The following is a 23,826-nucleotide window of genomic DNA, read 5'->3' on the forward strand; positions in this document are numbered from 1 at the left end:
CCCGGCTACCCCCGCCCGGCCTTCCGCAAACCTCTAGTTGACCTCGCGTCGCAGCACCCGCGCGATGCCCAGAGCCAGCGGCAGCACCACCCACACCGCGGCCGAGGCGCCGACCCGGGCCCACTCGTCGCCGGTCATCCCGGCCTCGGCCATCGCCGTGGTGGTGACGTTGATGTCCAGCCACTTGGCGGCGTCGGCGATGGCGCTGATCATGCCGAGCAGGCTCCACACCATCGGCAGCGCCAGATAGAGCACGATCGCCAGCGGCGAGTTCTGCAGCAGGGCACCGAACGCCATGCCCATCAGCACCAGGATGATCTGCATGGCCAGGCCCTGCCAGAGCAGCGAGGGCGGCAGGTTCCAGCCGCCGTCACCGCCCAGCGCCGCGGCCAGCAGGTTCGCGGCCGAGGCGATCACCAGCATGGCCGCGGTCGAGGCGAGCGCGATCAGTGCGCCGGCCAGCAGCTTGGCCGCGATCACCCGCTCCCGCGCCGGCACCAGCGTGAACGTGGTGAGCGCGGTGCGCTGCGACCATTCGGCGGTCATCGACAGGATGCCGAGCACGGGCAGCAGGATGGCCGACGGCAGCAGCGCGAACCCGAAGAAACCGTCGAGCGCCTGCTCCTCGTCGGGGGCCCAGCCGAGCTGGATGGCCGAGGTGCCGACCGTGGCCAGGGCGATGATGATCAGCAGCCAGAGCCCGGCCCGCGTGTCGGCGAGCTTGCGCAGCTCGACCAGGGTCAGCCGGCCGAGCCCGGGGGAGCGGAACTCCGGGCGTACGGAAGGAGCTTCGGTCTGCAGAACGGCGGTCATCGGACGGCCTCCTTGACAGAATCGCCGGCGGTCAGGGTGAGGAACATCTGCTCGAGGCCACCGGACCCGGCCGGGCGCAGTTCGAGCAGGACGAGCCCGGCGTCGGCGGCGGCCCGCCCGATCACCTCGGACCCGGTCGGAACCACGACGCCCCCGTCGGTCGTCCTCGTTCCGGGCAGGCCGGCGCGGTCGAGCACCATCGCCAGCGCGGCCGGGTCGGCGGCCCGCACCAGGGTGCCGGTCTGGGCCAGAAGCTCGGCCTTGTCGCCCTGCGCGACGATCTTGCCGCCGCCGATGACGACCAGACGGTCGGCGACCGCTTCGACCTCACGCAGAAGGTGCGACGAGAGCAGCACCGCGCCGCCCCGGTCGGCGAAGTCGCGCAGCAGGCCACGCATCCAGAAGATGCCCTCGGGGTCGAGACCGTTGGCCGGCTCGTCCAGGATCAGCACCGCGGGGTCACCGAGCAGGGCCAGCGCCAGGCCGAGACGCTGACGCATGCCGAGCGAGTACGCCTTCACGCGGCGCTTGCCGGCGGTGGTGTTGAGCCCCACCCGGTCGAGGACGCGCGGCACCTCCTTGGTGTCGACGCCCATGGTGAGCGCGGCCAGAGTCAAGATCTCCCGGCCCGTACGCCCGGGGTGCTGAGCAGACGCGTCGAGCAGCACACCCACCTCGCGTCCGGGGTTGCCGAGCCGGCGGTAGGGCACCCCGCGCACGGTCGCCGAACCGGACGTCGGCGTGGAGAGACCGCAGATCATGCGCATGGTGGTGGACTTGCCGGCGCCGTTCGGCCCGAGGAAACCCGTTACGGTGCCGGGCTCGCAGGCGAAGGACACGTCGTCGACGGCGGCGTAGCTGCCGTACCTCTTCGTGAGATGTTCGACCGTGATCATGCAGTCAAGCCTGCGGGTGCCGGGTGGTCGCACGCTTCGGCCGGAGGTTGGTGCCCCAGAACCTTGGTCTACCCCTGACACCTACTTTGGTCGGTATCCGGCCTCACGCGGGCGCCCGTAGAGTTTCGAACGTGGGAAAGCTCAGCCAGGAATACCGGTGGCTGCTGCCCTCCGCGCTCGAAGCGTCGGATCCGGGCCGCAGGTCGACCCGTGACTGGCTGGTCGACATCCTGGTCTTCCTGGTCGGCTTCGGCTTCACCCTCTACGGCACGATCGACCTGCTCCGCCCGGAGCCCTCGTTCCTGGTCGAGCAGGCCGGCACCCCGACCTGGCTGGTCTGGACCGACTTCGCGTGCGCGACGGTGGCGGCGGTCGGGCTGTGGTTCCGGCGCACCCGGTTGCTGATCCCGCTCGCGATCTACTGCCTGGTCATCTCGACCTTCACCGTCGCCGCCGGTTTCACCCTGCTCATCGTGCTCTTCTCCATCGCTGTGCACCGCAAGTTCAGCGTGCTCGCGATCTTCTTCCTCGGCATCACCGCCACCAACGCGCTGTTCCCCTTCATCCGCCCCGAACACGGTCGCGACTATTGGTGGACCGCCGCCTGGGGCACGGTGTTCCTGCTGATCGCCTGCCTCTGGGGCATGGTGGTGCGGGCGCGGCGCCAGCTCGTGGCGTCCTACCGTGACCGAGCCGAGCGGGCCGAGGCCGAACAGCAGCTGCGGGTCGCGCAGGCCCGGGCCACCGAACGCAACCGCATCGCCCGCGAGATGCACGACGTGCTGGCCCACCGCATCTCGCTGCTGAGCCTGCACGCGGGCGCTCTCGAGATCAAACCGAACGCCACCCCCGACGAGGTCACGAGCGCCGCCGGTGTCATCCGCGCCAGCGCCCACCAGGCCCTGCAAGACCTGCGCGAGGTGATCGGCGTGCTGCGCGACGACCGGCCCGAGGGCGCGCCCGAGCCGCCGCAGCCGACGCTGGGCGCGTTGCCGGCGCTGGCCGAGGAGTCACGGTCGGCCGGCACCAAGGTCAGCCTCGACGTCAGCGTCGAACCCGACACCGTGCCCGCCGGCACCGGCCGCACGGCCTACCGCATCGTGCAGGAGGGCCTGACCAACGCCCGCAAACACGCACCCGGCGCCGCCGTCCGCGTCAACGTGGCCGGCACGGCCGGCGACGGCCTGGTGATCGACATCCGCAATCCGTGGCCGATCAGCGGTGGCGCCTCGATCCCGGGCACCGGCACCGGCTTGATCGGCCTCACCGAACGGGCCGCCCTGGCCGGCGGCCGCCTCAGCCACGGTCGCACCCCACAGGACGAGTTCGCCCTGACAGCATGGCTGCCATGGCCGACATGATCGACGACGGTGAGCGGGCGCCCGTGCGCGTTCTCATCGTGGATGACGATGCTCTCGTCCGGGCCGGGCTCAGCATGATCCTGTCGGCGGCTTCCGACATCGTCGTGGTGGGGGAAGCGGCCGACGGGGCCGAGGTGCCGGGTGCGGTGTCGCGGCATGCGCCCGACGTCGTGCTGATGGACATCCGGATGCCTCGGGTCGATGGGCTGGCCGCCACCGAGACCTTGCGCTCGCGGCCGCAGGCGCCTGAGGTGCTGGTGCTGACGACGTTCGACGCCGACGAGTTCGTGTTGCGGGCTCTGCGGGCCGGCGCGAGCGGGTTCCTGCTCAAAGACACGCCTCCGGCGGAGATTCTGCACGCCGTGCGCCGGGTGGCCGCGGGTGAGGCCACGCTGTCGCCCACGATCACCCGTCAGCTGATCGCCCACGTGGCGGCGCCGGCCCCGCCCTCACGCACCCGGGCCGCCGAACGGCTCGACCAGCTCAGCGAGCGCGAACGTGACGTCGCTCTGGCGCTCGCCCAGGGCCGCTCCAACGCCGAGATCGCCACCGACCTGCACATGTCGATCGCCACCGTGAAGGCGCACGTCTCCCGCCTGCTGATCAAGCTGGAGCTCAACAACCGCGTCCAGGTCGCCATCCTGGTCCACGACGCCGGCCTCGTCTGACAACCCCAACGCGCCCGACGACAAACACCGCACCAGGCGCCGTAGCCGCGGGGCATGGTGGCGTCGCGTTGGCGGCGGATGGCGGTGCCGGTGGGGCCCGGTGACGCGACGGTGGGGAGCGGCGGCGCGGTGTGCGGCGGCGCGGTGGCTGCGAGGGCGCGGTGGCTGCGAGGGCGCGGTGGCGTAAGGCGGTGCGGTGGCGTAAGGCGGTGCGGTGGCGTAAGGCGGTGCGGTGGCGTAAGGCGGTGCGGTGGCGTAAGGCGGTGCGGTGGCGTAAGGCGATGCGGTGTGGTGAGTAGGCAGGGGTCGGTGAGGGCTGGCAATGCGGCCGGGGGAGCAAGGCGGCGTGCTGGTGGCATCGGCGGGTTGATGCCACCAGCGTGAGGTGGGTTGTTCGGGGGACTGATCGTCAGCGGGCGGGGGAGAGGGGCCACAGGGGTTCCTGCGCCAGGCGCTCCGACTCGCGGAGGACTCGCAGGATGTTGGCCGATGCCAGTTTGCTCAGCTCGTCTTCGGACCAGCCTCGGCCTGTCAGTTCGGTCATCAGCAACGGGTAACTGGAGACGTCGCCCATGCCGTCGGGGAGTTCGGGGGTTCCGTCGTAGTCGCCGCCCAAACCGATGTGGTCGACGCCGGCCACGTCGCGGGCGTGTTCGACCTGGTCGGCGACCTGGGCGACGGTTACGGGCGGGCGCGGGTTCGCGGCCAGCCACGAGGCGAACTCGGGCTCCACCAGGCGGTCGGGGCCGGGCCAGTCCGGCATCGCGGCCGGGTCCTCGGCGGGGCGCGGCGCGCGCGGCCAGTCGGCGGGGCGGGGCGGCGGGCCCAGGCGCTTCCATTCCTCGTCGGCGGCGGCCATCCACGCTCGGGACTCGGCCGAGATGAACGGTGCCACGAACGTCAACTGGATGACGCCGCCGTTGTCGCGCAAGCGGGTCAGCACGTCGTCGGGCACGTTGCGGGGGTGGTCGTGCAACGCGCGTACGCCGGAGTGACTGAAGATGACCGGGGCGAACGCCGTGTCCAGGGCCGCGTGCATCGTCGCCGGCGCCACGTGCGACAGGTCCACCAGGACGCCGATGCGCTGCATTTCCCGTACGACCGCTCGCCCCTCGTCGTTGAGACCGCCGACCTGGGACTTCTGCGCGGCGGAATCGGCCCACGACAGGTTTTCGTTGTGGGTCAGCGTCACGTAGCGCACGCCGAGACGCGCGAACGCCCGCAGGACACCGAGCGAAGTCGCCAGGCTGTGTCCGCCCTCGATCCCGATCAGCGACGCGATCCGGCCGGAGGCCATGGCCCGCTCGACGTCGTCGGCGCTGTACGCGATCGCGAAGTCGTCGGGGTAGGCCGCGGCCATCCGGTAGACGGCGTCGACCTGCTCCATGGTCGCCACGACGGCCTCGGGCTCGCTCAACTCGCCCGGCACGTAGACCGACCAGAACTGCCCGCCGACCCCGCCCGCACGCAGCCGGGGAATGTCCGTCTGCAGCTCGGGGCGGGGCTCGTCCAGCCCCTCGACCCGGTATCCGAAGCGTCCGCGCAGCTGCATGGGCAGGTCGTTGTGCCCGTCGATGATCAGGTCCATGGTTCGTGGCTACCCCGCACACGCCCCGAAAAGCAAGCCGTCGCGCCTCGAAACGTCGGTCGTCGTGCTTCGGGAAGCGGGCCGTCGTGCCTCGGAACGTCGGCCGTCGTGTCTCGAAACGTCGGTCGTCGTGCTTCGGGAGGCGGGCCGTCGTGCCTCGGAACGTCGGCCGTCGTGTCTCGAAACGTCGGTCGTCGTGCTGCGGAAAGCGGGCCGCCGTGCCTCGGAACGTGAGCCGTCGCGAGGCCGGAAAAGCTGGACTTGAGGAAAACGGCCCCCGCAACCTGACCGCACCGTGACGGGCACCGGACGCGCACCGGGCGTCCCGGAATCTCTTCTCATGCCCGGCCGACAACGGCCGGACAGAGCGGGGGAGATTCGAAAGTGCGTCGTTCCAAGCTGAAGAAATACTCGGTCCTGACCGCGGTTGTGGCCGGCACCGCCGGTGTCGCCGCGATGGGCGCGGCCCCGGCCGCCGCCGCCGGCACCCTGAAGATCGCAGCGGGCGACGACACGTACGTCTCGAACGTCCGCCCGGCCGTCGCCTTCGGCGCGGAGACCAAGCTGGTGGCGGGGGTCGCCGGCAAGGAGACCAAGACCTCGTTCCTGAAGTTCGCCGTCCCGGCCGGCACGAAGGTCGCGGGGGCCCGTCTGGTGCTGACCACGCAGGCCTCGTCGGCCAGCACGGTCGCCATCCGCCAGGTCGCGAACACCACCTGGGCCGAGGGCAAGCTCACCGCGGCCACCGCCCCGGCGCTCGGTTCGGTGCTGGGCAGTGCCGTTCCCGGCGCGACGCTGTCGTTCGACCTGGGCAAGGTCGTCAAGGGCCCGGGCACGTACGCCTTCGCCCTGTCCTCGACCGGTGCGGCCGTGCGCTTCAACTCGGCCGAGGCCAAGACCGGCGCCCCGGTCCTCGAGGTCAAGACCGACACCGACGTGTCGCCGCCCGTGGTGTCGACGCCCAAGCCCGCTGGTGACTGTGTGACCGGTGCGAACCTCGTTCCCTCCTGTGGTGTCCTGTGGGGCGCTGCGGCCGGCGGCTTCACCACCGCGCCGCGCGACCAGGCCCTCAAGGACTGGGAGAAGCTCAGCGGCCGCACCTCGACGATCTTCCACACCTACCACAAGGGTGACGAGATCTTCCCGACCAAGGCCGAGATCGCGATGACGAGCGACGCCGCCAGCCCCCGCGTGCTGCTGACCAACTGGAAGATCGCGTACGGCTCGACGTGGGCCAAGGTCGCCCAGGGCCAGCAGGACAAGCGGATCGATGCGTTCGCCGCGCGCGCCAAGGCGTACGGGAAGAAGTTCTTCCTGGTTCTGAACCACGAGCCCGAGAACGATGTCGTGGCCAAGGCCGGCTCCGGCATGGAGGCCAAGGACTTCGCGGCGATGTACCGCCACACGATCCTGCGTCTGCGGGCCCAGGGTGTGACCAATGTGGTCAACGTGATGGCGTACATGGGTAACGAGAAGTGGATGGCGCAGTCGTGGTGGAAGGACCTGTACCCCGGTGACGACGTCGTCGACTGGATGGGCCTCGACTCCTACGTGAGTGTGGAGCCCGGCTACTACCACTACGGCAAGTTCAACGACCTGCTCGACCGCGCCCCGACCGGTGGCGGCACCAACTGGTACGACTGGGCCACCACCAAGCACGCCGCCAAGCCGATCATGGTTGCCGAGTGGGGCGCCTACCACCGCGTCGGCAAGATCAACGACAAGTCCGCCGTCTACAACAGCGTGCTGCCCGAGCTCGCCAAGCGTCCGGCCATCAAGGCGATCGTTTACTTCGACACCAAGAAGGACGACGAGGGCGACCGCGACATCAGCATCGACAGCACCCCGGCCGCGCTGGCCGCGTTCAAGAAGCTGGCCGCCGACGCCACGTTCAAGGTCAAGCTCGGCTGACGTCAGTCAACGCACGGTTCACCCGGTGCGTGCGGGTCCAGGCAGATTCTGGTCGTGTTCCCGCACGCCTGGATTTTCCGTAACGTTAACCCTCGGCGCCGGTCCGGCGGCCACCAACCAGAGGTCGAAGGGGGGGTCCCACCATGGCGAAGAAGTCAAAGAAGGACAAGAAGAAGGACAAGAAGAACAAGAAGAAGAAGTGACCTGACTCTTCTTGCTTCGCGGCGGCTTTCCCGTACGGGGGAGGTCGCCGCTCGCATGTCCGGGGTTTCCGTTTCCCGTACGGGGGAGGCCGTCGCTCGCGCTCCAGGGCTTCTGTTCCCGTACGGGTAATGCCGCCGCTCGCACTTCCGGGGGTTCCGTTCCCCGTACGGCGGAAGCGACCGGCCGCATTTCCGGGGTTCCCGATTTCTCAGGTGGGTGCTCGGCAACCCGATTCTGCTGGGCGGAGACACGGGACGACGGAGGGGAGGACGCGATGAAGTCGGGCGCTGCCGTACCCGTCCTCATGCTGCTCCTGGCCGTAGCGCTGGCCACCACGGCCGACCCGGGCGTGGTCGCCGTCCTCACCGGAGTCGTCGCTCTCGGCGTGGCCGGCGCGGCCGTGCACGTGATGCGCCGCCGCGAGGCCCGCACCCGCCTGGCCTGGGTCGGTCTCGGCGCCGGCGCCGTGGCCGAGGCGGTGGGCATCTTCGTCGACGGCCGGACCGCGACCGGCCTGGGTCACGTGGCCATGGTCGCGATCGTCACCGTCACCCTGTTCGTCATCCCGCAGCCGAAACGGTCCCGCCTGACCGCTTTGCGCAGTGTTGTCGACGCGCTGCTGGTCGCCAGTTCCCTGCTGATGACCAGCTGGAACTTCGTGTTCCGGCCGGCCGAGGACATGGGAAGCGCCCTGCTGGTCGTCCTGCCCATCGCCGACGTCGTGCTCGGCACCGTCGCGATCGTGGCCCTCGCCCGCTGGCACCGCGGCTACCGCGGCTCCTCGACGGTCGTGCTCATCAGCGGCGGCCTCCTGATGATCGCGCTGGGTGACAGCGTCGCCGTACGCCTGCTGGCCGACAACGCCGGCGCCTGGCTGTCGCTGCCCGAGGCGGGCCGGCTCGCCGGTTACGCGTTCCTGCTGCTGGGCGCGATCCGGGCGGCCGCGATGGGCAGCATCACCAACGAGGAGCCGGACGACGAGGCGGTGCGTTCCCGGCGGTCGGCCAGCCTGCTCCTGCCTTACGTGGCCGTGCTGGCCGCCCTGATCTCCGGCACGATGTGGCTGGCCACCGGACATTCCAGTTCGCCCGTCTTCACGTGGTGCCGGTTCGTCTCGATCGGTCTGATCATGCTGCGCGAGCTGATCCTCGTGCTCGACAACCGCCAGCTGGCCCGCCGTCTCGAGGAGCGGGTCACCGACCGGACGGCCGAACTGGCCGACCGCGAGCAGCGTTTCCGGGCCCTGGTCGAGCAGAGCTCCGACTCGCTGGCCATCCTCGAGGCCGACTCGACCGTGCGCTACCAGAGCTCGTCCGTCGAACGCATCTTCGGCTACCCGGCCGCGGCGCTCGTCGGCCAGCGCCTCGTGGACGTCGTCGGACGCCGCGCCGGCCTCGTGATCCAGGCCGCGATCAACGACGTGCTCAATCGCCCCGGCGGCGTCACCACGTTCCGGGTCGCCCTGCGTCACCTGGACAGCGACTGGTGCCTGTCCGAGATGACCATCACCAATCTGCTCGACGACCCGTACGTGCAGGGTCTGGTCTTCAACACCCGCGACGTGAGCGACGCCCAGCGCCTGCAGGACCAGTTGATTCACGAGGCCTACCACGACGCGCTGACCGGCCTGGTCAACCGCGCGCTGTTCCGCGAACGCCTGGCCGCCACCGACGCCGCGTCGATCCTGTTCCTCGACCTGGACGGCTTCAAGGAGGTCAACGACAGCCTGGGCCACGCCGCCGGCGACCAGCTGCTGGTGCAGGTGGCGGCCCGCCTGCAGGACGCCGTGCCGTCCCCCCACACGGTCGCCCGCCTCGGCGGCGACGAGTTCGCCGTGATCGTCGATTCCCCCGACGCCCCCACCGACGCCGAGGCCCTGGCCGCGCGCATCTTGGAACGCCTGGACGAGCCGTTCACCATCGAGGCCCGCGAGCTGCACGTGGGCGCCGGCATCGGCATCGCCTCGTCGGCCGACGCGACGGACATCGAACAGCTGCAACGCAACGCCGACCTGGCCATGTACAAGGCGAAGGAGGCCGGCGGCGGCGTCTACGCGGCCTACGACCCCGCGATGCACAACGCCCTCATGCAGCGCCTCGGAATGGCCGACGACCTGCGCCTGGCCCTGGAGCGCGACGAGCTGGTGCTGCACTACCAGCCCACCGTCGACCTGGCATCGGGCGAGATCATCGGTTTCGAGGCCCTCGTACGGTGGCAGCACCCCACCCGCGGCATGGTGCCCCCACTCGAGTTCATCGGCATCGCCGAGTCGACCGGCTTGATCGTCCCGCTGGGCCGCTGGGTCCTGACCGAGGCGTGCCGCCAGGCGGTCGAGTGGGGCCGCCCGCTGAAAATGGCCGTGAACGTCTCGGTGCGCCAGTTCGAGGCCGGCGACCTGGCCGCCACGGTCGCCGCCGTGCTGGCCGAAACCGGAATGCCGGCCGACCAGCTGTGCCTCGAAATGACCGAGAGCGTGCTGCTGACCGACACCGACGAGAACCTGTCCCGAATCGTCGCCCTGAAGGCCCTGGGCGTCATGCTGGCCATGGACGACTTCGGCACAGGCTATTCGTCCCTGGCCTACCTGCGGCGCTTCCCCATGGACGTCCTGAAGATCGACCGCTCCTTCGTGGACCGCCTGACCACTGGCGACGCCGGAGACGAAACCCTGGTCACCACGATCGTCCGCCTGGGCCACCGCTTCGGCATGCGCACGGTCGCCGAGGGAATCGAGGACGAGACCCAGCTGACGGCCCTGCGCGCGATGGGTTGCGATTACGCCCAGGGCTATTTCCTGTCGCGCCCCCTGCCCTCGGCGGCGGCCGGAGCCTTGCTGGAGACAGGCCTTCCCACGTACGCGGCGGCGACCCCCACCCGCTGATTCCGCGTTGTGGTGCGGGTCGAGGATTTCCCTTGCGCCCTGCGTGTCGGCCGTGGCGTTTTCCGCACCGGACTCGGATGATTCCGCATTGTGGCGCGGGTCGGCGCTCTCCATTGCGTCACGCGCGTCAGCCGTGGCATCGTGCGGACGCGATTTGCGATTGCCGTTATCGGAAACTCGCGGAACGCCGGTTCGGGTGGCTGCCGACTGCGGCTGCGGCTGTTCTGTCGTGATGGCGTGCCGGTTCACCGCGGGCCGGCCGGGCGCGACGGATGCGCGGGTTGTGGGCTGGGTATCGGACGCTGCTTCGCGCAGCTGGCGGAGTCGGCGCGCGTGGCGCATGCCAAGCCCCCAGCGCCGGTGGCGTTCATGCACACGGCGAAATTCATCAGCGTCGGGAGAATAGTTGCGGGCTTTAGTCCGGTCACGCATTTTGGCAAGTTCGGACGAGGTGAACAATTGAAGCTGCCGCATGGAAATATTATCCCGCGCGCCCCGATGGGAGTGCATCTCTTCGATCATGCCAATGTGGAATTAAGAAAGCAGCGAAATTGGTACAGGCAACCATTGTCACCAAAGCTGACCCGACAAACGAATTCCGCGCGGCGAAAGCACTGAAGAAACCACCCACCCACCCACCCCAAGCGGCGGCAGCAACCCCGGCCACGACGCCGCGCGCCTGGCAAGCCCGCGCAACAACCCAGCGACGCCGGGCGGCGGCAGCGGGCCGGGCCACGACGCCGCGCGCCTGGCCAGCAGCGCAACCACCCACCCACCCCGGGCGGCGGCAGCAACCCCGGCCACGACGCCGCGCGCCTGGCAAGCCGCGTAACAACCCAGCGACGCCGGGCGGCGGCAGCGGGCCGGGCCACGACGCCGCGCGCCTGGCCGGCCGCGTAACAACCCAGCGACGCCGGGCGGCGGCAGCGGGCCGGGCCACGACGCCGCGCGCCTGGCCGGCCGCGTAACAACCCAGCGACGCCGGGCGGCGGCAGCGGGCCGGGCCACGACGCCGCGCGCCTGGCCGGCCGCGTAACAACCCAGCGACGCCGGGCGGCGGCAGCGAGCCGGGCCACGACGCCGCGCGCCTGGCCGGCCGCGCAACCACCCACCCACCCCGGGCGGCGGCAGCGAGCCGGGCCACGACGCCGCGCGCCTGGCCAGCCGCGCAACCACCCACCCACCCCGGGCGGCGGCAGCGAGCCGGGCCACGACGCCGCGCGCCTGGCAAGCCGCGCAACCACCAACCCACCCGAGCCGGGAGACGACCATCCCCTCACTCACCCGGGTGAATCCAGCCCCTCAAAGTTTGCGCGCCCACCGCATGGGCACCCGCGCCGAAGCCCCGCGTCTTTGGCGGGACGCGGGGCTCCTACTTCGAGGCGAAGCGAGGCGAGACAGGCCGAAACTCAGCTCACCTGAGTGAGGTCGTAAACCGTACTACCGCCCACGGTCGTAGCCGTGTAGTTGTCCGCCACCCAGGAGGCGATCTGACCGGCTTCCGTGGACTCACCACCCATACCGCCACCTCCGCCGCCCATACCGCCACCGGAGATGTAGTAGTGGATCTCTCCAGCCGCCACATAGGCCTGGAACTCCTCCAGCGTGGGTGACGGATCACTGCCGTTCCAGCCGCCCAAAGCGATCACCGAGGTCCCGCTGGCCAATTCATAGTTGGCAGCCGACGTAGCCCCACTGACCGCAGCCGACCACTTGGTACCGCTCGCCTCCAACAGAGCAGTCAGCTCACTGTTGGCAGTCTCACCACCACCCGGAGCCCCGGACAAGGACGACCCCCCGCTCGCCCCCGATGGGGCGTTACCGGACGGGGCCTCCGCCGCCCCGCCGGAAGACGACCCCGAGCCCGGACCTCCGTTCGACGAGCCGTCAGATCCCTCGCTGCGGTCGAATCCACCACCCTGCGTACCTCTGCCTCCAAATCCACCCCCCGTTCCGGCGGCAGACGACGGCCCGGACGACGGAATGGACCCGCTGTGGGCAACGGAAGCGGTAGCCGCCCCATAAGCAGCCCCACCCACCCCCGCCGAAAGAATCGCCACAACCAGCGCAACCACAACACCCCGCCGCAACGGAACCAGCAGCACCACCGCCACCAGGACCCCAAGAAGCGAGACCCACCGCAGCCCCGGCATCCAGTCAACCCGCCCGAGCAGCACCCACGCCCATACCGCGGTGGCCGCGATCATCGCCGACAACCCAGCCCGCCCCCACAGCGAGCCCCGCCGATCCCACATGACACGCCCGCCAAGAGCGACCAGTGCGGCGATTCCGGGCGCCAGGGCCACGGTGTAGTACGGATGGATGGTTCCGCTCATGTACGAGAACGTGACCCCGGTGACCAGTACCCAGCCGCCCCACATCAGCGCCCCGGCGCGGGTCCGGTCGGTGCGCGGGGCCCGCCACGTGGCCGCCAGCACGGCCACCAGACCGATCAACGCGGCCGGCAGCAGCCACGAGATTTCGAGCCCCATCGACGTCCCGAAGAGCCGCCCGATGCCGGTCGCGCCCCCGAACGAGGAATTTGAAGACGACCCGCCGCCGGAACCGCCCAGGATGCGGCCGAGCCCGTTGTAGCCGAGGGCCAGCTCCCACAGCGTGTTGTTGGTCGACCCGGCGATGAACGGCCGCGACGACGCCGGCCACAGCGACACCAGCGCCACGTACCAGCCGGCCGAGACGATCAGCGCGAGACCGGCGATCAGCAGGTCACGGATGCGCCGCCCGAGGCCGGTGGGCGCGGCGACCAGGTAGACCAGCGCGAACGCGGGCAGCACGAGGAACGCCTGCATCATCTTGGTCAGGAAACCGAAGCCCAGCAGGACGCCAGTGAGCGCGAGCCACTTCCAGGACGCCTTTTCCAGGGCCCGTACGGTCGTGTACGCCCCGGCCGTCATCAGCAGCACGAGCAGCGCGTCGGGGTTGTCGTAACGGAACATCAGCACGGCCACGGGGGTGAGCGCCAGCGCCGCCCCCGCGACCAGGCCCGCCGCCTGCCCGGACCAGCGTTTCACCGCCGCGTACAGGAACCAGACACTGGCCACGCCCATCAGCGCCTGTGGGGCCAGGATCGCCCAGCTGTTGACGCCGAAGATGCGCGCGGACAGGCCCATCACCCACATCGCGGCGGGTGGTTTGTCGACGGTGATGGCGTTGCCGGCGTCGAGTGAGCCGAACAGCCAGGCCTTCCAGCTCTGCGCGCCGGCCTGCGCGGCGGCCGCATAGAAGCTGTTGCCCCAGCCGGAGGCGCTCAGGTCCCACAGGTAGAGCACCGCGGTGCCGAGCAGCAGCACGAGGACCGGCCATCGGCGATTTCTCCGTACGGGCGGCGCCACGTGCCGGGGCGGGTGCGAGGCCGACGCCGGCCGTTCCATCAGGGTCGTCATGGCAGCTACCTTCGGCCGTGCCCCTACGGCCGCTCTGTGCCGCGCCTGTGCGCGTTCTATGAGGTCAGTCGCTCAGCGGACCAAGGCCGAGTGCCCGTACGGACCCAGCCGAGCGCTTGTACGGACCGAGTCGAGCGTTTCGTGCAGGCCAGGGTTGAGCGTTCGTGCAGGCCGTAGTTGAGCATTCGCGCCGGCCGGATCTGAGCGTTCGCGCCGGCCGGATCTGAGCGTTCGCGCCGGCCGGATCTGAGCGTTCGTGCAGGCCGGATCTGAGCGTTCGTGCAGGCCGGATCTGAGCGTTTCGTGCAGGCCGTAGTTGAGCTTTCGCGCCAGCCGGATCTGAGCGTTCGTGCAGGCCGGGGTCAGGCGCCCATTCGCGGGAGGCCGAGCGCGGTCAGACGCTCAGCGGCGGCCCACAGCTCCTCCTCGCGCGCTTCGTCGTAGGACTCGTCGGAGGAGCGCATGACCGCGGCCCGGTCGATGTAGCTGCCGCTGGGCCCGGGGCGCGGCCCGATCGCGGCGGCCGCCAGCTGATCACCGGCGCGGGCCGGCGTGTTGACCCCGGGGATCAGCGGAAACACCCGCCGGAACAGCACGTTGCCGATCCGGTCAGCGCGCACCAGACCGGTCCCGGGGGTGAAGGCCGGGTTCCAGGTGTACGCCTCGACGCCGCGCCGGGCGAGCGCATGCACCAGATAGAGGACCCCGAGCTTGCTGGTCGCGTACGCCTCCCGGCCCTTGCGCCCCGGGTCGGTGCGGGCCAGCCGCTCGGTTGTGGTCCAGGCCGGCGCCGGGACGAGGCCGAGGTTGTGCCGGAAGTCGCCGAAATGGGCGTCGCTGCCGGTGATCACCACGCGGGCCCGGTCGGTCAGCGGCACGAGCCGCAGCAGCAGGAAGTGGGCGAGCACGTTGACCGCGAACGTCGTCTCGTAGCCGTCCACGGTCGCGGTGGTCGCGGTCGTCATCTGCACGCCCGCGTTGCCCACGTAGCCGTCGAGCGGCTCGGTGATCTGGGCGGCGACCTTGCGGACGCTGTCGAGCGAGGTCAGGTCGCCCGGGATGACCGTGGTGCGCGGCAGGGCGGGCTGGTCGCCGCGGGCGATCACGATCAGCTGCAGCGCCGGGTCGCGGTCGAGCATCCGCTGGGCGGCGTGCAGGCCGATGCCCCGGCTGGCGCCGTTCATCAGGAAAGTGGACACGGGTACCTCCCGGTACTGAGTTCCAAGTGGTACTCAGTACCGTACGGGATCGAGTTCCGTTTCCGCTAGGGTGGTGGCATGACTCTCCGTGAGCTGAAGCAGCAGCGGGTGCGCGAGCAGATCGTCGAGGCGGCGTTCGCGCTCTACGCCGAGCGCGGCTTCGACAAGGTCTCGGTCACCGACATCGCCGAGCGGGCCCAGGTCGGCCGCACGACGTTCTTCCGCTACTTCGGCGACAAGCAGGAGGTGCTGTTCGCCGACGAGCAGACGCTGGTCGAGATGTTCGCCGCCGGGTCCGACGCGCCCGCCCCCGCGCCGCGTGACCTGGCCGGGGCGTTGCTGCAGCTCTGGGGGCTCACCTACGCCAAGCGCGACATCGTGCTCGGCGACAAGAAGCTGTTTCCCGTACGCCAGAGGTTGATCGCGACCGTGCCGGAGTTGCAGGACAGGTCCGGCCGCAAGATGCAGCGGATCGCCGACGCGCTCGAGGTCGCCCTCCGTGGCCGGGGCGCCGATCCGGAGCTGGCCCTGCTCGCAGCCCAGATCGGGATCGCGTGTTTCCGGGTGGCGCTGCAGACGGCGGGGGAGGATCCGGAGAAGGTGATGCCCACGATGGAACGCGTCGTTCGCCAAGTGATCTCTACGGCGTCGCCGTCGGCCTGAAGCGATTCGTGCCAGGATGAGGACGAGAGTCCGGGTTCGAGGAAGAGACTAGGACAATGAGCGAACACGTTTCCGACAGCGCCGAGTGGCAGGCGCTCCAGGGCCACGCCGAGAAGTTCGCGGCCGTGCACCTGCGCGACCTCTTCGGCAGCGACCCGGGTCGCGGCGAGCGATTGACCGCGCAGGTCGCCGGCCTCACCGTCGACTACAGCAAGAACCTGGTCACCGACGAGGTGCTGAGCGCGCTGGTGGCGCTGGCCGAGCGGGCCGGGCTGCGCGAGCGGACCGCCGCCATGTTCGCCGGCGAGCACATCAACGTCACCGAGGACAGGTCCGTCCTGCACACCGCGCTGCGGCTTCCACGCGACGCCACGCTGGTGGTCGACGGGCAGGACGTGGTGGCCGAGGTGCACGAGGTTCTCGACCGGATGGGCGCGTTCAGCGACCGCGTGCGGTCCGGCGAGTGGACCGGGCACACCGGGCAGCGCATCAGGACCGTCGTCAACATCGGGATCGGCGGCTCCGATCTGGGCCCCGTGATGGCGTACGAGGCGCTCAAGGCCTTCAAGTCGCTCGAGATCGAGTGCCGGTTCATCTCGAACATCGACCCCACCGACCTCTATGAGAAGACGCACGACCTCGACCCGGCGACCACGCTCTTCATCGTCTGCTCGAAGACGTTCGGCACGCAGGAGACGCTGACCAACGCCACCGAGGCGCGCAACTGGCTGCTGGCCGGCCTGGGCGGTGACGCCGGGGCCGACGCGGTGGCCAAGCACTTCGTCGCGGTCAGCACCAACGCCAAGCGGGTCTCCGACTTCGGCATCGACACCGCCAACATGTTCGGCTTCTGGGACTGGGTGGGCGGGCGTTACTCGCTGCCCTCGGCGGTCGGCCTGTCCGTCATGATCGCGGTCGGCAAGGAGCACTTCGCCGACATGCTCGCGGGTTACCGCGAGGTCGACGAGCACTTCCTCAACACGCCGATCGAGTCGAACGTCCCGGCGCTGCTCGGCCTGCTCAACGTCTGGTACGACACGTTCCTGGGCGCCCAGTCGCACGCCGTCCTGCCGTACTCGCAATATCTGCACCGCTTCGCCGCCTATCTGCAGCAGCTGACGATGGAGAGCAACGGCAAGTCCGTACGCCTCGACGGGTCCCCGGCGTCGTTCCAGACCGGCGAGGTCTTCTGGGGCGAGCCCGGAACCAACGGTCAGCACGCGTTCTACCAGCTGATCCACCAGGGCACGAAGATGATCCCGGCCGACTTCATCGGGTTCAGCAAGCCCAACCACGACATCGGCGAGATGCACGACCTGTTCATGTCGAACTTTTTCGCGCAGACCGGCGCGCTGGCGTTCGGCCGCACCATCGACCAGGTTCTCGACGAGGGCACCGACCCCGAGATCGCGCCGCACCGGGTGATGCAGGGCAACCACCCGACGACCACGATCCTCGCCGAGGAGCTGACCCCGGCGCTGCTGGGCCAGCTGATCGCGCTCTACGAGCACATCACGTTCACCCAGGGCACGATCTGGCAGATCAACTCGTTCGACCAGTGGGGTGTCGAGCTCGGCAAGGTGATGGCCAACCAGCTCGCGCCGAAGCTGACCGCGTCGTCCGCGCCGGCCACCGACGACGACTCGTCGACCAACAACCTGATCAAGCTGTACCGGTCGCAGCGCGGCCGCTGATTTCTGTCGTACGGAGGTCCTAGGGTCGTCGTTGTGGATGCGACGACGGCCCTGGGCCTGCGGATGACCAGCCTGCTGTTGCGGGGCAACGCTCCGGCGTCCGTGGCCGGGGTCGTCGAGTGGTTCGGCGCGATGCAGGCCCAAGACGTCAACAGCGCCCTGTGGTCGCTCGGCTGCCGCCTGCCCGGCTGGTCCCTCGATCAGATCAACGAGGCGCTCGAGGACAGAAGCGTTCTCCGCACGTGGCCCATGCGCGGCACAGTCCATTTCGTCCCCGCCGCCGACACCCACTGGATGCTCGAGCTGATGGGCTCGCGGGCCCTGGCCGGGGCGGCCAAGCGCCGCGACACCCTGGGCCTCGACGAGGCGACGGCCGACCGCGCGGTCGAGATCCTGGCCGCCGCGCTGAAGGGCGGCCGCCTGACCCGGTCCGAGTGCCTGACCGCGCTGACCGAGGGCGGGGTCGAGATCACCGGCCAGCGGGGTTACCACCTTCTCTGGTACGCATCCCAGCGTGCTGTCACGGCCATCGCGCCTCACGTCGGCAAGGAACAGACGTTCGTCCTGCTCGACGAGTGGGCGCCGGCGCCGCGGCGGCCGTCGCGCGAGGAAGCGCTCGGTCTGATCGCGTTGCGCTATTTCCGCAGCCACGGCCCGGCTCCGCGCAAAGATCTCGTCGGCTGGACGGGGCTGACGATGACCGATTGCCGCACGGGCATCGCCGCGGCCGGTGATGCGCTGACCACCGTTGACGTCGACGGTGTCGAGATGGTCATGGCGGCCGGCGCGCCCGACCTCGGGGCGGGGGAGTGGCTGGCGCTGCCGGGATTCGACGAATACATGCTGGGCTATAAAGACCGGTCCCTGATGACTGATGATGTCGACGCGATCGTCCCCGGTGGCAACGGTGTGTTCCGGTCGACGCTCGTCCAGGCCGGGCGGGTGCGGGCGACCTGGACCCGCACGCTCACCCGCAAGGGCGTCACCGTCACCGTCGAGCCATTGGCGACCTTCAGCGCTTCCGATCGCCGCCAAGCCGAGGCGGCGCTCGAGCCGTACGCCGCCTATCTCGGTTTACCACTAACTGTTAAGAACCCTTGATATTCACGGATGTGAACTCCATGATGTGCGTAACGCAGGTCACATGCGCATCGAGGGAGTCGCCATGGGTGTTCGTCGGAAAGTGCTGGCGCTGGCCGCCGCGCTGGGAATGGCAGCCGGCGGATTGGCCGTCGCGATAACCAACGCCACCACGGCTTCGGCCGCCGTGGCCTGCTCGGCCACGTTCTGGGCCGAGGGCCGCTCGTACACGGCCGGGCAACAGGTCACCTACAACACCAACCTCTACCAGGCGCTGGTCGCCCACACCGCCTACCCGGGAGCGGGCTGGAACCCGGCCGCCACGCCGTCGCTGTGGAAGGACCTCGGCGTGTGCACCGGTCTTCCGACGACCCCGCCACCTACCGGGCCGACGACCCCGCCCCCGACGACCCGCCCGCCGACAACGCCTCCGACCACTCCGCCCACGACTCCGCCGACGACGCCGCCCACCGGTTGCGCGACCCGCGGTAAGCCGGCCGGCAAGGTGCTGCAGGGCTACTGGGAGAACTGGGACGGCGCGTCCAACGGCGTGCACCCCGGCATGGGCTGGATCCCGATCAACGACAGCCGGATCACCCAGCACGGCTACAACGTGCTCATGGCGGCCTTCCCGGTGATCCGCTCGGACGGCACGGTGCTGTGGGAGAACGGCATGGACTCCGGCGTGAAGGTGCCGACCGCGGCCGAGATCTGCGCGGCCAAGGCCCAGGGCGCCACGATCCTGATGTCGATCGGCGGCGCCACCGCCGGTGTCGACCTGAGCTCCAGCGCCGTCGCCGACCGGTTCGTCTCGACCATCGTGCCGCTGCTCAAGCAGTACAACTTCGACGGCATCGACATCGACATCGAGACCGGCCTGACCGGCAGCGGCAACATCAACCAGCTGTCCACCTCGCAGGCCAACCTGATCCGCATCATCGACGGCGTGCTGGCCGCGATGCCGTCCAACTTCGGCCTGACCATGGCGCCCGAGACGGCGTACGTCACCGGCGGCAGCGTCACCTACGGCTCGATCTGGGGCTCGTACCTGCCGATCATCAAGAAGTACCTGGACAACGGCCGCCTGTGGTGGCTGAACATGCAGTACTACAACGGCTCGATGTACGGCTGCTCCGGCGACTCGTACGGCGCGGGCACCGTGCAGGGCTTCACCGTCCAGACCCAGTGCCTCAACAACGGCCTGACCATCCAGGGCACAACAATCCGAATCCCGTACGACAAGCAGGTCCCGGGCCTGCCCGCCCAGTCCGGCGCCGGCGGCGGCTACATGACCCCGGCCCTGGTGACCCAGGCCTACAACAGCGTCCCCAACATCAAGGGCCTGATGACCTGGTCGATCAACTGGGACGGCTCCCGCGCCTGGACGTTCGGCGACAACGTGAAGCGCCTGCAGGGCCGCTGACCGACCACAGCCGGGCCGGCTCCGCCAAGCCGGCCCGGCTGCTCAGCCCGCAACAAGTCCCGTGGCGACGATCATTCCGCTGTACCCCTCGCGAAGCCCGCGGCTGTCCACGACGGTGATCGCGTCGATTCGGGCGACCTCGGCGAGACACCGCTGGACGTCGTCCTCATTGATCGGACAGGCGGGGAACCGCTGACAACCAACCTCATATCCCCACGAGTCGCGCATGAACGCCGCCGCGAACGGCGCGCCCGCGGTGAGCGATGCCATGAACACTCGAACGGCACGCTCGAACTCTTCCGTACGAGTGGTGATGCCCTCGGCGACGAAGAACATCGTGCCGATGTCGTAGCCGCGCGGCGCGAGATCGAAGAGGTTGCCCTTCACCACCTGAGAGCAGCTCGCCAACCGGTCGAGCGGCCCGGCGATCCGATCGTATTCGGGTCGGCCCCTCATCTCCGCCCAGAACGGCTCCCACGACTCCGCCGGCTCCCGGAGCTGATTCGTGAGCCACGCCCGGTTGCTGAGCGAGCGCTCGAAGAGCGTCACTCTTTCGGCAAACGGAAGCATCGTGAGGGCCGGATAGAGGTTGGTGCCGGTTCCCACGTCGATGGCGCCGGCCCGCCCAGGACGCGGCGCCCACCGGCGGAAGTGGTCGGCAACGATCCCGATGATTTCGGCGTCCTCGCGGAGGAGCCACCTGTAGTTACTTTCGAAGTAGGCGTCCGAATCGAAGGAGTCCCACGGAACGTCCGAGTTGCTGAGCCCCTGTTCAGGCGACATTCGGCTCGTCCGGGTCGGCCGCGGCGCTCCACAGCTCCTCGAAGCGTTCCCTGCGCCTTGCCACCAAGCGGGGATCGACGACCAGGGCGACGCTCGCGATCAGGGGGGTCACGTCCTTCTTGAGGGCCCGCGCGGTGTGGAACTCGTAGCTGATTTTCTGGTCGAAGAGGATGAAGTCTTCGAGGTCGTGCTGGTGCAGGAAGTCGATGTCGTCCGGGCGCAGGATCCTGGTCTCGACGTTGATCTTCTGGTGGGGTTCCAGGAGCTTTTCGAGCTGGTCCACGTCGGTGGCGTCTTCGGTCAGCAGGAACAACCGGCGGATGCGGACGTTGCGTTCGATCGCCTTGCGCTGGCGGTCCAAGTAGCGCAGGCCGAGGTCGCTGACCCAGAACTCACCCTCGTCGACGAAACCGCGGTGACGGTCGAACGAGGTAATGCTGGTCGCGTCGATGCTGATGGCCGCGGTGTCGGTGAGGCCGAGCAACCAGTCCGGGTTCTCGCCCTCATGTTCCGCCCGACCGGCGTGCAGGCCCTCCAAGAGGGTCACCAAACCCGCGACCTGGTGTTCAGCGAACCGGAGTTGCAGATCCTGCTTCGAGTCCATGCGGCCGGCGGCCCCGACCAGGCGGACGATGTTCTCCTGGCCCCCGTTTCCGGCGGCGTCGGCCAGGTGCGTAGCGGCCGCGTTGATGGTCCGGACCGTCCGCACCTGATCCGCGCTGGTGTCTCGGACGGCCGACACGAGCCGGCGGGATTGCTCGGCGGCCTCGATCAGGAACTGGACCACCAGCACCACGCCGGCGACGAAGACCGCCATCGTGATCTGCCAGATCGCCGGCTGGTCGGTGAGGTTGACCAGAAACCAGGTCAGGGCGCCCGCAATTCCGGTGAGGACGGTCTTGATGAGGATCTGCACGCGCTGCCTCCACTGGTCCGTGTCACCCCATCACAGCGGACCGTGGTAGCTCCGGTCTACCGACCCGCGAGCTCGGAACGCACCAGCTCCAGCAGACGGCCCAGCCAGTTGGTGCCGTCCGAGCTCCAGTAGGCCGATCCCCAGTCGACGTAGATCAGGCGGGTGTCGCCGGTTCGGGTCAGCTCCTCGGCCATCGCCGGGTGGCGGGTGAACTTGTCGCGTAGCAGCGCGGCCATCACGCCGAGCCGGATCGCGGGCCAGTTGGGGCGTCGCGGGGCGTCGGCGGCGAGACTCCGGGCGTCCAGGCCGCGTGGCTCTGAGGCGATGCGGTCGTGCCAGGCCGGGTCGTCGGTGGACAGTGCCCAGTAGGCGTGCATGACCGATGTGTACTCCCGGCCGCCGTGGGTGACCGGCGCCGGGTAGTCGGTCTGCAGCTGCTCCGGGCCGGGTGGTGCGGGCCAGCCGTTGGGGAACACCGAACCGCCAACGCGCAGCGGGATCGCGGACTCCGGACCGTCGGCGGCCTTCCGTGAGCGCGACTCGGCGACGGCCTTCTCGGCGCGGCGGAAGTAGTCGAGTGCCCACTCACGCTCCGATGGGGTCACCGTAAACGTGTGGTCGGGATGCCGGGCGGGGATCTCCGTACCCGGTTCGGCGAGCAGAATCCGTACGGGAACGTCGTTCTGATCCATGTCGCCGAGCATGTAGATCCGCCGGTGCGCGGGCACCTCGTGGTAGCGCTCGCGGACGATCTCCAGGTTGGCGGCGGTCGGGTCGGCCGCGTACGCGATCAGGGCGTCGAAGCAGCGCCGGGAGGAGTCGGGGCGGTCGTTGAGCCGGTCCAGCTCGTCGGCGATGTCGCCCAGCAGCAGGTCGGGGGTCAGCCACGTTTCGAGCGACGCCGAACCCCGGGCGGTGCCCACGACGATGATCGACGCGTCCGAGGGCGGCGACAGGGTCAGGGTGCCGTCGTCGAGCGCGGCCCGCAAGCCGTCGACGTCGCTTCGATCCCACTGCCAGGTGACGACACCGTCGGCGAAGACACTGAGCGGGGCCAGGTCGTAGTGGTCGCGTTTCCGCACGAAGATCAGGCGTTGCCGACCCCGTACGACGTCGCCCTCGACGGTGCGCCAGGTGGGTGTGAAGTCCGGCATGCGGTGAGTCTAGTGATCACGGCCGATCGAGCCGACCAGGTCGTACACGTCGTCGGCGCAACCCCACGAGAGGCTGACGCCGGCGCCGCTGTGGCCGTAGTTGTGGATGATGTGGCGGTCGCCCAGGTCTTCGTGCTCGAGGCGCACCTCGCGGCGGGACGGGCGGATCCCCGTGCGGTGGCCGACGATCTCGGCGTCGCGGATCGCCGGGAAGATCAGGCTGCACCGCTGCACGATGGCCTCGGCGATCTCCCGGTCGGGCACCGGGTCGGCCTCGCCCTTCTCGGCGCTCCCGCCCAGCAGCAGCACGTCGCCCTGGGGCAGCAGATACGTCATTTCGCCCAGCTCGTCGGTGTGCTCGGCGAAAAAATCGGTCAACCCCGGGTTCCGTACGGCGACCAGCTGCCCCCGGATGGGCTGGACCTCCGGATCCGGCACCAGCTCGCGCGCGCCCACCCCGCTGCAGTTGACCACGACCGGCGCGTCGGCGAACGCGTCGCCCAGGCTGCGCAGCCGTTGCCCGAACACCAGCTCGCCCCCCGCCGCGATCAGCCGGCGCTGGAGTTCGTGCAGGTAGGACGGCATGTCGATGATCGGGGCGGTGTAGTGCCAGCCGCTCACGAAACCTTCGGGCAGCTCGTCCGGCACGCAGTCGCGGTAGCCGGGCAGGCCGACCGCCCAGTCGGGGGAGGGGATGGGGACGCGGGAAGCCTCGACACCGTTGATCACGCGTACGCCGGGGAACTGGTCTTCCGCCAGGTCGACGAAGACCTCGTAGGAGCGGGCGGCCCAGTGTTCGACGCGGGGATGCTTGGCATAGATCGGGTCCCAGATCGCGCCCGCGGCCGCCGAACTGCTCTCCCACGGCTCCTGCTCGGCACGGATGCGCACGTGCCGTCCGCTCTCGGCCAGGCGCACCCCTGTGGTCAGGCCGGAGACACCGGCGCCGACGACAAGCACATCGGGTCGGTCGGAGGTCACGTCCCGACGCTAACGGGGATCGATCCCCGCTCGACAAGACGCGAGAATTTCTCCGGCCGATGCGGCTTTTCGCTCCCGTACCTTGTCACTCAGCACATTGGATGGTAGGCAATACCACTCACCGTTTGTGTGCGATCACCCACGGTGTTGCAATCCGCCGACCTTTGCGTTCCAATCGAACGGCTGGCGTCATGCGGCCCGGGGGAC

Annotated in this window: 18 protein-coding genes; 9 read left to right on the forward strand and 9 right to left on the reverse strand. The window is 69.6% G+C overall.

Features of this window, described 5'->3' with window-relative positions:
* Positions 1-33 precede the first annotated feature (33 nt).
* Together JIG36_RS46910 and JIG36_RS46915 are read right to left on the reverse strand one after the other, a co-directional pair.
* The gene (locus tag JIG36_RS46910) at positions 34-813 is read right to left on the reverse strand and encodes an ABC transporter permease (RefSeq protein ID WP_203383412.1); all 780 of its coding nucleotides are present in this window, start codon (positions 811-813) and stop codon (positions 34-36) included.
* Positions 810-1,709 carry an ABC transporter ATP-binding protein gene (locus JIG36_RS46915; protein ID WP_203383413.1) on the reverse strand — a complete coding sequence of 300 codons (900 nt, stop codon included), beginning with the start codon at positions 1,707-1,709 and terminating at the stop codon, positions 810-812. Before JIG36_RS46915 ends, JIG36_RS46910 begins: the two co-directional genes overlap by 4 nt.
* Positions 1,710-1,840: 131 nt before the next feature.
* Between JIG36_RS46915 and JIG36_RS46920 the strand changes: the two genes are divergently transcribed.
* Together JIG36_RS46920 and JIG36_RS46925 are read left to right on the forward strand one after the other, a co-directional pair.
* Entirely contained in the window at positions 1,841-3,070 is a 1,230-nt protein-coding gene (locus JIG36_RS46920) for a sensor histidine kinase (RefSeq protein WP_203383414.1), read from the forward strand.
* Positions 3,058-3,738: a response regulator gene (locus tag JIG36_RS46925; protein WP_236049760.1), complete on the forward strand. Its 681-nt coding sequence runs from the start codon at positions 3,058-3,060 to the stop codon at positions 3,736-3,738. Before JIG36_RS46920 ends, JIG36_RS46925 begins: the two co-directional genes overlap by 13 nt.
* 409 nt (positions 3,739-4,147) lie before the next feature.
* Here the strand turns inward: JIG36_RS46925 and JIG36_RS46930 are convergent, their stop codons facing one another.
* Positions 4,148-5,326, reverse strand: coding sequence for a dipeptidase (locus JIG36_RS46930; RefSeq protein ID WP_203383416.1), 1,179 nt, complete (start codon positions 5,324-5,326; stop codon positions 4,148-4,150).
* Between the two features lie 384 nt (positions 5,327-5,710).
* On the opposite strand from JIG36_RS46930, the gene JIG36_RS46935 reads away from it, so the two are divergent.
* The 3 genes from JIG36_RS46935 to JIG36_RS46945 all read left to right on the forward strand — a co-directional run bounded on the left by JIG36_RS46935 (position 5,711) and on the right by JIG36_RS46945 (position 10,940).
* Complete coding sequence (locus tag JIG36_RS46935; RefSeq protein ID WP_203383417.1) at positions 5,711-7,237, forward strand: CBM96 family carbohydrate-binding protein; 1,527 nt, start codon at positions 5,711-5,713, stop codon at positions 7,235-7,237.
* Positions 7,238-7,715: 478 nt separating this feature from the next.
* Positions 7,716-10,322, forward strand: a complete 2,607-nt coding sequence (locus tag JIG36_RS46940) for an EAL domain-containing protein (protein WP_203383418.1) — start codon at positions 7,716-7,718, stop codon at positions 10,320-10,322.
* A 90-nt stretch (positions 10,323-10,412) separates the two neighbouring features.
* Positions 10,413-10,940, forward strand: a complete 528-nt coding sequence (locus tag JIG36_RS46945; protein WP_203383419.1) for a hypothetical protein — start codon at positions 10,413-10,415, stop codon at positions 10,938-10,940.
* Between the two features lie 791 nt (positions 10,941-11,731).
* Here JIG36_RS46945 and JIG36_RS46950 read toward each other — a convergent pair.
* Both JIG36_RS46950 and JIG36_RS46955 read right to left on the reverse strand, forming a co-directional pair.
* Complete coding sequence (locus tag JIG36_RS46950; protein WP_236049761.1) at positions 11,732-13,726, reverse strand: glycosyltransferase family 39 protein; 1,995 nt, start codon at positions 13,724-13,726, stop codon at positions 11,732-11,734.
* A gap of 362 nt (positions 13,727-14,088) precedes the next feature.
* A complete protein-coding gene (locus tag JIG36_RS46955; RefSeq protein ID WP_307873198.1) occupies positions 14,089-14,925 on the reverse strand; it encodes an SDR family NAD(P)-dependent oxidoreductase in 837 nt (278 codons plus the stop codon).
* Between the two features lie 78 nt (positions 14,926-15,003).
* On the opposite strand from JIG36_RS46955, the gene JIG36_RS46960 reads away from it, so the two are divergent.
* The 4 genes from JIG36_RS46960 (at position 15,004) to JIG36_RS46975 (ending at position 19,785) form a co-directional block, all read left to right on the forward strand.
* Positions 15,004-15,588: a TetR/AcrR family transcriptional regulator gene (locus JIG36_RS46960; protein ID WP_203383420.1), complete on the forward strand. Its 585-nt coding sequence runs from the start codon at positions 15,004-15,006 to the stop codon at positions 15,586-15,588.
* Between the two features lie 56 nt (positions 15,589-15,644).
* Positions 15,645-17,282, forward strand: a complete 1,638-nt coding sequence (gene pgi, locus JIG36_RS46965; RefSeq protein WP_203383421.1) for a glucose-6-phosphate isomerase — start codon at positions 15,645-15,647, stop codon at positions 17,280-17,282.
* A 33-nt stretch (positions 17,283-17,315) separates the two neighbouring features.
* The gene (locus JIG36_RS46970) at positions 17,316-18,383 is read left to right on the forward strand and encodes a winged helix DNA-binding domain-containing protein (protein ID WP_307873199.1); all 1,068 of its coding nucleotides are present in this window, start codon (positions 17,316-17,318) and stop codon (positions 18,381-18,383) included.
* Between the two features lie 64 nt (positions 18,384-18,447).
* Positions 18,448-19,785, forward strand: coding sequence for a carbohydrate-binding protein (locus tag JIG36_RS46975; protein WP_203383456.1), 1,338 nt, complete (start codon positions 18,448-18,450; stop codon positions 19,783-19,785).
* Between the two features lie 42 nt (positions 19,786-19,827).
* On the opposite strand, the gene JIG36_RS46980 is transcribed toward JIG36_RS46975, so the two are convergent.
* From JIG36_RS46980 to JIG36_RS46995, 4 genes are read right to left on the reverse strand one after another with little or no spacing between them, the layout of a single operon-like run.
* Positions 19,828-20,568, reverse strand: a complete 741-nt coding sequence (locus tag JIG36_RS46980) for an SCO2525 family SAM-dependent methyltransferase (RefSeq protein ID WP_203383422.1) — start codon at positions 20,566-20,568, stop codon at positions 19,828-19,830.
* On the reverse strand, positions 20,558-21,484 hold the full coding sequence (locus JIG36_RS46985; protein WP_203383423.1) for a DUF6879 family protein: 927 nt from the start codon (positions 21,482-21,484) through the stop codon (positions 20,558-20,560). Before JIG36_RS46985 ends, JIG36_RS46980 begins: the two co-directional genes overlap by 11 nt.
* A 56-nt stretch (positions 21,485-21,540) precedes the next feature.
* A complete protein-coding gene (locus JIG36_RS46990; protein ID WP_203383424.1) occupies positions 21,541-22,638 on the reverse strand; it encodes an NADAR family protein in 1,098 nt (365 codons plus the stop codon).
* A gap of 9 nt (positions 22,639-22,647) precedes the next feature.
* Positions 22,648-23,619: an FAD-dependent oxidoreductase gene (locus JIG36_RS46995; RefSeq protein ID WP_203383425.1), complete on the reverse strand. Its 972-nt coding sequence runs from the start codon at positions 23,617-23,619 to the stop codon at positions 22,648-22,650.
* Positions 23,620-23,826 lie beyond the last annotated feature (207 nt).

Source organism: Paractinoplanes ovalisporus, assembly GCF_016834655.1.
Lineage (GTDB): Bacteria > Actinomycetota > Actinomycetes > Mycobacteriales > Micromonosporaceae > Actinoplanes > Actinoplanes ovalisporus.